At 44.1% G+C, this 7,893-nt stretch carries 15 protein-coding genes; all 15 read right to left on the bottom strand.

Annotation, left to right across the window (positions count from 1 at the left end; genetic code table 11):
* Window positions 1-406, bottom strand: a 406-nt coding sequence (locus tag ACFSVM_RS25655) for a hypothetical protein (protein ID WP_379265382.1), incomplete at its 3' end; no start/stop codon positions are given.
* A 238-nt stretch (window positions 407-644) separates the two neighbouring features.
* Complete coding sequence (locus ACFSVM_RS25650; RefSeq protein WP_379265380.1) at window positions 645-1,064, bottom strand: phage tail assembly chaperone; 420 nt, start codon at window positions 1,062-1,064, stop codon at window positions 645-647.
* An 18-nt stretch (window positions 1,065-1,082) separates the two neighbouring features.
* Window positions 1,083-1,547, bottom strand: coding sequence for a phage tail tube protein (locus tag ACFSVM_RS25645; RefSeq protein WP_379265378.1), 465 nt, complete (start codon window positions 1,545-1,547; stop codon window positions 1,083-1,085).
* A 3-nt stretch (window positions 1,548-1,550) separates the two neighbouring features.
* Window positions 1,551-2,861: a phage tail sheath family protein gene (locus ACFSVM_RS25640; protein ID WP_379265377.1), complete on the bottom strand. Its 1,311-nt coding sequence runs from the start codon at window positions 2,859-2,861 to the stop codon at window positions 1,551-1,553.
* A complete protein-coding gene (locus ACFSVM_RS25635) occupies window positions 2,861-3,061 on the bottom strand; it encodes a hypothetical protein (RefSeq protein ID WP_379265375.1) in 201 nt (66 codons plus the stop codon). Before ACFSVM_RS25635 ends, ACFSVM_RS25640 begins: the two co-directional genes overlap by 1 nt.
* Window positions 3,054-3,476, bottom strand: coding sequence for a phage tail terminator family protein (locus tag ACFSVM_RS25630; RefSeq protein ID WP_379265373.1), 423 nt, complete (start codon window positions 3,474-3,476; stop codon window positions 3,054-3,056). Before ACFSVM_RS25630 ends, ACFSVM_RS25635 begins: the two co-directional genes overlap by 8 nt.
* 4 nt (window positions 3,477-3,480) lie before the next feature.
* Window positions 3,481-3,882, bottom strand: a complete 402-nt coding sequence (locus ACFSVM_RS25625; RefSeq protein ID WP_379265371.1) for an HK97 gp10 family phage protein — start codon at window positions 3,880-3,882, stop codon at window positions 3,481-3,483.
* A complete protein-coding gene (locus ACFSVM_RS25620) occupies window positions 3,879-4,253 on the bottom strand; it encodes a hypothetical protein (protein ID WP_379265369.1) in 375 nt (124 codons plus the stop codon). Before ACFSVM_RS25620 ends, ACFSVM_RS25625 begins: the two co-directional genes overlap by 4 nt.
* Window positions 4,254-4,255: 2 nt before the next feature.
* Complete coding sequence (locus ACFSVM_RS25615) at window positions 4,256-4,615, bottom strand: hypothetical protein (protein WP_379265367.1); 360 nt, start codon at window positions 4,613-4,615, stop codon at window positions 4,256-4,258.
* Window positions 4,616-4,618: 3 nt separating this feature from the next.
* Entirely contained in the window at window positions 4,619-4,906 is a 288-nt protein-coding gene (locus tag ACFSVM_RS25610; RefSeq protein WP_379265365.1) for a hypothetical protein, read from the bottom strand.
* A gap of 44 nt (window positions 4,907-4,950) precedes the next feature.
* Complete coding sequence (locus ACFSVM_RS25605; protein WP_379265364.1) at window positions 4,951-6,000, bottom strand: major capsid protein; 1,050 nt, start codon at window positions 5,998-6,000, stop codon at window positions 4,951-4,953.
* Between the two features lie 16 nt (window positions 6,001-6,016).
* Window positions 6,017-6,379: a hypothetical protein gene (locus tag ACFSVM_RS25600; protein WP_379265362.1), complete on the bottom strand. Its 363-nt coding sequence runs from the start codon at window positions 6,377-6,379 to the stop codon at window positions 6,017-6,019.
* Window positions 6,380-6,394: 15 nt separating this feature from the next.
* Entirely contained in the window at window positions 6,395-7,030 is a 636-nt protein-coding gene (locus ACFSVM_RS25595) for a phage scaffolding protein (protein WP_379265360.1), read from the bottom strand.
* 90 nt (window positions 7,031-7,120) lie between these two features.
* The gene (locus ACFSVM_RS25590; RefSeq protein ID WP_379265359.1) at window positions 7,121-7,351 is read right to left on the bottom strand and encodes a hypothetical protein; all 231 of its coding nucleotides are present in this window, start codon (window positions 7,349-7,351) and stop codon (window positions 7,121-7,123) included.
* On the bottom strand, window positions 7,351-7,797 hold the full coding sequence (locus tag ACFSVM_RS25585) for a hypothetical protein (protein WP_379265357.1): 447 nt from the start codon (window positions 7,795-7,797) through the stop codon (window positions 7,351-7,353). Before ACFSVM_RS25585 ends, ACFSVM_RS25590 begins: the two co-directional genes overlap by 1 nt.
* Window positions 7,798-7,893 lie beyond the last annotated feature (96 nt).

The raw sequence follows: 7,893 nt of genomic DNA, 5'->3' as shown, positions 1-7,893 counted from the left end.
TCTTTGAGTCATAGATCAGAACATTCCCAAGTGTTCCGCCGTTGTCTGAAAATGCTTCTTTGGCATACAACTCTTTCAGGATTTCGTCAGCTGATTCTGCAGTGACTGCTCCTTCTGTCTGTTGTACGTAATAGAAACGGGATGAATCGACTCGGTGAATTATCTCAAAAGGTACTGAGCTTTGGTATGATTCCATTAATGGGGTGGTATCCACTTGTTCCGCCTCAACTTGCTGAGGCTCTTCCTGGTTGTCTCCTAATTGGTTTTGGAATTCCAGTGCTATGATGAGCGGAACAAATATAATCATCATCCCTATAAATACCTTCAACCAAAACTTATTTCTCTTCTGCTGTCGTTGCCGTTTATACTCCTTCTTACTCTCTTTCCACTGTCTATAATCAGCCATGAACACACCTCAATATCTGGATATTTATTGAATATATTACCATATCCATTAATTACGGTGGTATAGAGTAAGAAGATTCAACGTTTTTTACCCTTTGGTTGCCTTTGGCCTTTTACAATAAGCATGGCATATATAGCAGCGCGTTGCTTCAATGTCATGGCCATAAGATCGTGGGGCAGGATTCCACAATCAAAGAGGGCGGCATATGCATAGTTCGCATCGGCATCGCCCCCTTTTATTAGTTTTTTACTTTTTCAATTTCCTCATTGATATCTAGGTCAAACCCGTTGATTTGGTTTACTTCTTCAATCAATTTTGAAAACTCACCTGGAAGAAGAAGTTTACCAAGCAGTTTTTCAGCGCCCAGCACATTATGATTGGCTTGAAGTTGAGCATCCTTTAGGTTAGGGAACACCACAGTTTCCACAGCCAATTTTTGAATATATAGATTTTGGTCGATCTCAGTAACGACCCCGCCTTTTTGTTTAACCTTTCTTGTGCATTCTTTCCGTAGTTCTCCGTTCAATTCTTCGCTTATCGCCCGCAACTTCCATAATACAGGCTTACCTTCTTTGTCTTTGAATCTCGGAGAAACAGCAACTTCGCTTTCTGAACCTTCTTCAATGTTCTCCACAAAAAACGCAGCAAATTCACTCATAGATATAGATCCCCCTAATTATCGGCCTAATGTTGGTGTAACAAAAAGTGAAGGCATATCGACATCATCAAAGGTAAATGAAATATCTTCATCCAACTCTTCTGCATCTACGTCAAGCTTCGCCAACACAACACTGTCAAGGTTGCAATCTCTCAGAATCGTTTCCTGCTTCCCGATCGTGCTGCCCTTACCCTCATTGATAAAGGTAAAGTCAAAATAGGTGTCACGACCTGTTTTGATGTACTCCAGCATCATTTTACGGAAAACGGAAGTGACATAATAAATCGTTGCGCTTCCTGTTCCTTCCCATCCGTTGGCTTTATGTTGCGCCCCGGTTCTATTCAAAACCTTCACAGCGCTTTTTTGTTTTTCTGCAACAGCCTCTACATTGCGGAAATAAAAAGCCTCTTCCACTTGGCCGTTAATGGTCGTGTATGCACGTCCTTCATTGCCGCTCAGAATATCGCCAGCTTTTAAGTACATAGATTACCTCACCCGCACTTTCATGTAGGATTTTTCGATAGCATCGGTCGGTTGGATCCATCCTTCAACTAAAACCGCATCAGCTTCATCACCCAATACGATAGTGATATCGTCAGCCACAAAGTTTTGGATGGCCCTCATATCCTGATAAATCCCAGCGATCTTGACCAATTCGCTTTTGTACAGCGTCCGGCCGTCTGGATCGTTATCTACTTTACCTTTGTAATAAGCGTTAAAGGCATTCTTCCAGTCGTTCGCTAGACCATCCAGCGCCCGAAGCGGCCGGTTTTTACTGAAGTGTTTCCGCTTCTTCGGTGTGTAGCTGCGGAATGTGTTGATATCCTGTTCCACTACTACACGGCCATTGTCATATGTGAAAACAAATTCACCGTTAAGAAGAGCAGCTGTGATCTGAGCATCGGTATAACGCGGATTCGCATCGATTGCTTCTTCGTACGCTGTGCCGGTCAATCCTTGGTTAGCTGCAGCGCCTGCCGTTGCACCAGCCACCCATGCGACTGCTTGAGCTGCCGATAGGATTGTGCCGTCTGTCAGCGTCACACCATTTTTAACGCTGATGATCCCTTCATAGTCAGCTGCAGGATAATTTTCTATAACTGCCTGCACTTTACGGCCGTTATCTTCCCGCAACCGTTTGATGAATGATACATATACAGATTTCAAAGCAGCGTCGGAGCTTACAAGGCCAACCGTTTGAAACGGCTGCAGCTCAAGAGCAGACAAGAATGCAGTGTGATCAGCATTAGTTACCGTACCATCTGCCCCGCCTGTCAGCGGCGCTCCTGCGGTCGCTGTGATCGTACCAGTGCCGGAGAACACAACCCAAGCATTTGAAACGAGCCCGGATATACCTGATACGGTCTGTGTCTCGATGACCTGATTATCAACGAGTGTACTGACATCAAATTTGGTGTTGTCATCAATGTTGGCTGAAATTTTAATTGTGATGTTGTTTCCTCTTACCCCGCCATGTTTAGCAGTTGCCACCAGTGTTCCGATTGTAACAGCTGCTTTCGTGCCTGAGTTAAGTCGATATAGGAGTACTGTTCGAGCACGCTTGAATGCTTCTTTGATCAGAAGCATGGAAGGAGCAGTGATATCATACCCCAGCTTGGAAAAGAAGTCTTCGGAAGCAACCAGCGGAATGATCGACTTAGATTCTCCCCATGGTAGGGAGAGAGCCAAAGCGGTTGTTCCCCGGTCACCAATGGACCCGAGAGCCTTTTCTTCACTCTCCATATTGAGATAGAAATCAGGTCTCACCTTGTTTTGTGCAACCCATGTTCCTGCCATTAATCACGCACCTCCTTGCCGTAAAAGTCCCTCAGAAGTTCGTCAACCTCTGAAGCCGTATATAGTTTCTCGCTATCCAGAAGCGCGTTCAGCACGTCTACAGAAGCGGCATACTTAACAGATCCAAGGAACTGATCCTTTGTGTGCTGTGGCTCTGCTGGAACCTCCTGCGTCGCCTTGATTGTCTTAGCTTCAGCCATCCGTATACACCTCGCCTTTCATCGTATTCATTTTTGGTACCGGATCCTTCGGTTTGATTAAATGGACTTTCACCTCAAGAAAGAAATGCAGCATATTGTCGATAACCTGATGTCTCAGGTTAGTTCCCTTGTACCGATACCCTCCCCATTCAAATGACTCCATCAAGCAATACAACCTATCAGCAATGTCATGGCACTCCTTCCGCGGATCCACATCCGATTTTGGAAAGTAATGAATGTCGTATAGGGAAGATCTTTTAAACCTCCTGCCAATGAGACCGGCTTGATTTCCATCGACTTCAAGCACAAAAAAACAAGGCCCTTTAAAGCCTTGCTCCTGGTGTTCGTCATATGCTTCTATAGTCGGATCGATGTCGGCAAGCTTGAGGATAATACCATCAATTACGGCCTGCATTACATCACCCCATATGCTTGTCTATATATTGCTTGATCTTTTTATTCAGAATGGCAGGTAATTGCTCTTCAAGTTCACGTGATGATATGGTCAACATGAACTTTCCATCTACCCAATCAACACGGTTCCTTTTTACGTGGCCGTACTCTACGTATTTGGCATACTCGACCGGGTTTGAGATCTCGATCTGTACCCCACCGCTAGGAAGATGATTAACAACACCAGCCATCCAGTTAGAACGCAAGTGGTTAGTATCCACTGGTGTTCTTGCGGACGTTTTAGCCAGTAGTCTTGCCCCAAGCTCCTTGATGCAACTTTCCATAAATAACGGCCATTCTTTTTCCATGTTCTTCATTCGCTTCTGAAGCTTTTCAAACTCTGAGAAATCGAAGTTTCCAAGCTTCATGACTTTTCAGACCTTAGAAGAATGACTTCCTGGTGTGTTGAGTACTTATGCGGCTCACCTGCAGAAACATAATCCCGATCCATGCCATTCTGAACGACTCGCACCCTGCTGCCGCTTTTTAAATCGTAATCAGGGGCAAGAAACAGCTTAATCTCGTACTGAACGTTATTCACTGTCTCAGTCTGGCTTGATGCATTCAGCTGCTTCTGCGACAAGTAGCATGGGGTATCTGTCAGAACCTCAACCCATTTCGATTCAGTCTTGTTTGTTGCCGGATCCTTCACCTTCTGATTCTCACTCACCCAGCACCGACCAATATAGGCTTTCTCGACTGCTCCTCGTACTGCCCTCATTGCTCTTTCAGGGATCACTCTTACCACCTCAGCTTTCGATAGGCGTTCAGCTGGGATTTGTAGTTGTTTACTATCGATGTTCCTTCAACGCCTTCATTGGATTCCTCTAAGTTAGCAGTCATATCGCCAAACTTCAGTGATTTAACCGCAGCATTAACCGCGGCCGTATCCGTGTACTCACTGATGTAGTAATCCTTAGCGATCCGGACAACCGTTAACTTCAGCCCATCCGGAATCTCTGTGATATTACAGTACGTTTTCACAATATCAATTGTCAGCTCAAGGGAAAATTCAAGCTGAGCATCCTTGGATGTATCATCAAGAGGGATACCCATCATCCCCTTTAATTTGACGAATAACTCAACGTTTTCTATATTCACAGGTTACACCTGCGCTTCCTCTGCCTTTTTGATTACAACTAAAATGTCATCTTTCTTGGTGGCAACGCCAAGATCGATTTTGTTATTCTTAGCGTAATCCTTCAACTCCGGAACAGTCATATCATTAACATCCTTCGGCGCTGGATCGTCAACTTCTTCAATCAGATCCTCATCGATGACTTTATCACGTAAATATTCTTTCAGCTGATCGTCATCGATCGTGACGTATTCACCCTTTTTCAGAAGCTTACCGTGTGTACGGTAATTAGTGGTCAATTGAACTTTATTCATATTATCCCTCCTGTGAGTAGAAAAAAGAGCAGCATACGCCGCCCTTAACCTACCTGTGCGATAAAGATTTGGTCAATCTTCTCAAATGATGGCAAGACAATTTCAGAAACGATCGTTTCCACGTTCACCGGATGCGGTTCTTTGATTGTTGTTACGGCAATGCCGGTCTCTACGATCTGAACGCTAGCATTTGTTTGGCCAGACATCAAATCCGACTCTTCCGGAGTCGTACCGAACCATGTATTTCCAAGGTCACCTTCAGGGACTAGAGTGAACATTTCATCAGGGTAAAAGTTTGTTGCGACTCCGGATTCATTTGCATATTTCTTGTTGTATACGGACACTTGTAATCCGAGCTTCGCAAGCAGATACTGTTTCAGCATGTTATCCGTCATGATGATGTTATTGCCGCCAATAGGATTCATGTCCAAACGGATCGATTTGTTTTGAAGCAGATATCCCCAGGTCTTACGTGTGCAGATTGCTCGTGTAGGGCGAACACCAGTATCATCTTCAACTTGATCCATCCATTCAGTGATATCCTGAATAGGTGTAGAATCAGATTCATTCCATTTAGCACCGGTACCAAGTGTGATTTTATGCTCCGATGGAAGTTTAAAATCATATTCAAGATTTTGACGTTCAGCAGTAATCGCGATCTTACCAGTTGATAACATCTGCATGATCATTCTCTCAGGGTTGACCAAGGCTCCCTTAATCAAGTTTGCTCGATCATCATAAATTTGATTGATGAGCGGCTCGTAATATGCAGCATTGGAAGAAGCAAGCAGTTTGTTGAGCTCTTGGCGATCCTTCTCCCCGATTTTCATTGCTTCACGAAAGAATGGCATTTCATCACTGAGCTTTTTAAATCCAATGCGCTCACGGATTGGAGCTTTCGCATCAAATGCGGAAGGTTTAAGGGCTACAGGTAGACCGCCACCCCCTTTAATCCAACTCAAATCAAGACCAAGCCGCTTCTTAGCTGGAAATAAAATTGATCCCAAGTACGGGATAGCATTCGAAGCAGCGGCCGAATCCGTGTAATACGTTGCAATGTTTTTGGAATCTACAAGATCGAAAATTGTTGGCATTTTGGATCATCCTTTCTTATCGCAAAAATGTAATTTGTTTTAGTGCAACGATTTCCTCAGCTGTAGGAGCTGTAGGGATCTTCGCTAGGTCAACAAAGCCATGGATCAGCATAGCTCCCGGCTTCGGTCCGTCTGTGACATCAACATCGTAAAACAGCACGCCCTCAGCATTTGATACGCCTGTAGTGGTTACAGCTTTCTTTGCCTTGACGGTAGTGCTTGTCAAAATGCCACCGCCCAGGATCGTACCTGCAGGTACAATCTTTCGTCCTTCTGCGTTTGCAGTGATTCCGGTGTTGTCTACTGTGATTCCCACATTGACATAGTGATCTGGAAACTTAGTGATACTCTTCGTATTGCCGTAAGTTGTTTCTTTCATGGGTAATATCCTCCCTTATCCAAAATAGTGTTCTGTTGCTTTGGCCACAGCATCAGACCCTTGCTGCTGTTTGTTCTTGGCAGCCAGCTGCGCGCCATAGTTTGCAGCAGGATCGGGTTTACCGCCACCGCCGCCTTTACTTCCTTCAGCTGGCTTCATACCGGTAAAGGTAGGTGCAGTCTCTTCTGGAACAAACAAAAAAGCCTTGCTTTCCTGCAGGCTCTTGAGCTGATCATCGAATCCGGCTTTAATGCTGCCGTCCTCTGCGATCTCGATTTTCGTTTTATCCAGAAGTGTTGCCACAATATCAGGGTCATGGACCTTACCATGCAGGGCCGTCTTCAGTGCTGTGCTGAGTTTCAAGTCTGCAACATCGGCAGCGTACTTGTCAGCAGCAGCCTTATTCTCTTCCTGCAGCTTAGTGATCTGATCCTTCAACGTCTGGTTATCACCTGCGGATTTCTGAAGTTCGGTCAATTGATCATCTCGATCTTTTAGATCCTTCTCCAGTTGCTTCTTCGCGGTGTTCACTTCATCGAATCGATGTTTGGGCACATACCCTTCATAATTTTTGGTCACACCGTCAACGATGGAAGTAACTGCATCACCTGATAAACCAAGTCCCTCAAGTAACTTTTTCAACCAATCCATATTAATACCGCTCCTTCATCTTCGTTTTTTTATCCTGGTCTCGGCCAGTGATGTCTTGTGTTTAACGCCCACAATACCAAACGGCGGTAACTATTCGATTAACATATAAAGTATCGCTAAATGAAATATTAAAAAATGGCTGTGCTTTCTCTTAGCAGCAATGAAAGCTTGATAAGCGGAATTTAACGCAAGCGCAATTAAAAGAGCCTTGAAGCTCAGGGATGTCCAACTACCTAAGAAGAATACAATGCCAGCCCAGACAATCAGAATAAGCAGTAAAATCAGATAGAGGTATTTCTGTAATTTGTCGATCAACTTCATTATTCGTATCTTCCTTTCGATGCTTCAATTTCTTTTTCCAAACTTTTTGCAATTTGCTCAATGATTTTGTTGATATCAAGTTTTGAAATTTCATTAGGGTTGATCCCAAGGTTTATTGTTATCTGATGAGCTAGCTTAGGACTAATTTCAGGCTGCTCAGTAGAAAAAACATCTTTGCCAGCATCCATTCCAAGTGCATACTGATCAGTAGTAAAAGTCAGAATGTCATTCGCCTTAAAATCAAGGCTAAATCCTTTAACGTTCAATGCTTCCCTGCCATTGATATACAAAGACTCTGAACCAATCTCGCCATTCTCGCTTATAAATATCAGTGAAGGAGCCGAATCGAAAACAAAAGCTGTCTTTCCGTCGATCTTTCTGACTTCATATTTGCCTTTGTCTCGTTCATTTTCTTCCACTGCGTTTAAATTCATTGAGTTAGGCACTTTCTTTCACCCCCGATACTTTTTTCCATTGCTCATAAGTCATATTCCCCGGCACCATATATGTCTCGCCGTCATCACCACGAGCTGCACGTTCAA

The sequence above is a fragment of the Paenibacillus shunpengii genome (genome assembly GCF_042684905.1).
Lineage (GTDB): Bacteria > Bacillota > Bacilli > Paenibacillales > Paenibacillaceae > Paenibacillus > Paenibacillus shunpengii.
This window is presented reverse-complemented; position numbering and strand designations above follow the sequence as displayed.

Excerpts from the sequence above, each read along its gene's own strand:
- ACFSVM_RS25650 (WP_379265380.1), bottom strand. The coding sequence starts at position 1,064 with ATGAGTGAATTTGCTGCGTTTTTTGTGGAGAACATTGAAGAAGGTTCA.
- ACFSVM_RS25635 (WP_379265375.1), bottom strand. The coding sequence starts at position 3,061 with ATGGCTGAAGCTAAGACAATCAAGGCGACGCAGGAGGTTCCAGCAGAG.
- ACFSVM_RS25625 (WP_379265371.1), bottom strand. The coding sequence starts at position 3,882 with ATGAAGCTTGGAAACTTCGATTTCTCAGAGTTTGAAAAGCTTCAGAAG.
- ACFSVM_RS25590 (WP_379265359.1), bottom strand. The coding sequence starts at position 7,351 with ATGAAGTTGATCGACAAATTACAGAAATACCTCTATCTGATTTTACTG.
- ACFSVM_RS25630 (WP_379265373.1), bottom strand. The coding sequence starts at position 3,476 with ATGCAGGCCGTAATTGATGGTATTATCCTCAAGCTTGCCGACATCGAT.
- ACFSVM_RS25610 (WP_379265365.1), bottom strand. The coding sequence starts at position 4,906 with ATGAATAAAGTTCAATTGACCACTAATTACCGTACACACGGTAAGCTT.
- ACFSVM_RS25640 (WP_379265377.1), bottom strand. The coding sequence starts at position 2,861 with ATGGCAGGAACATGGGTTGCACAAAACAAGGTGAGACCTGATTTCTAT.
- ACFSVM_RS25605 (WP_379265364.1), bottom strand. The coding sequence starts at position 6,000 with ATGCCAACAATTTTCGATCTTGTAGATTCCAAAAACATTGCAACGTAT.
- ACFSVM_RS25595 (WP_379265360.1), bottom strand. The coding sequence starts at position 7,030 with ATGGATTGGTTGAAAAAGTTACTTGAGGGACTTGGTTTATCAGGTGAT.
- ACFSVM_RS25600 (WP_379265362.1), bottom strand. The coding sequence starts at position 6,379 with ATGAAAGAAACAACTTACGGCAATACGAAGAGTATCACTAAGTTTCCA.
- ACFSVM_RS25645 (WP_379265378.1), bottom strand. The coding sequence starts at position 1,547 with ATGTACTTAAAAGCTGGCGATATTCTGAGCGGCAATGAAGGACGTGCA.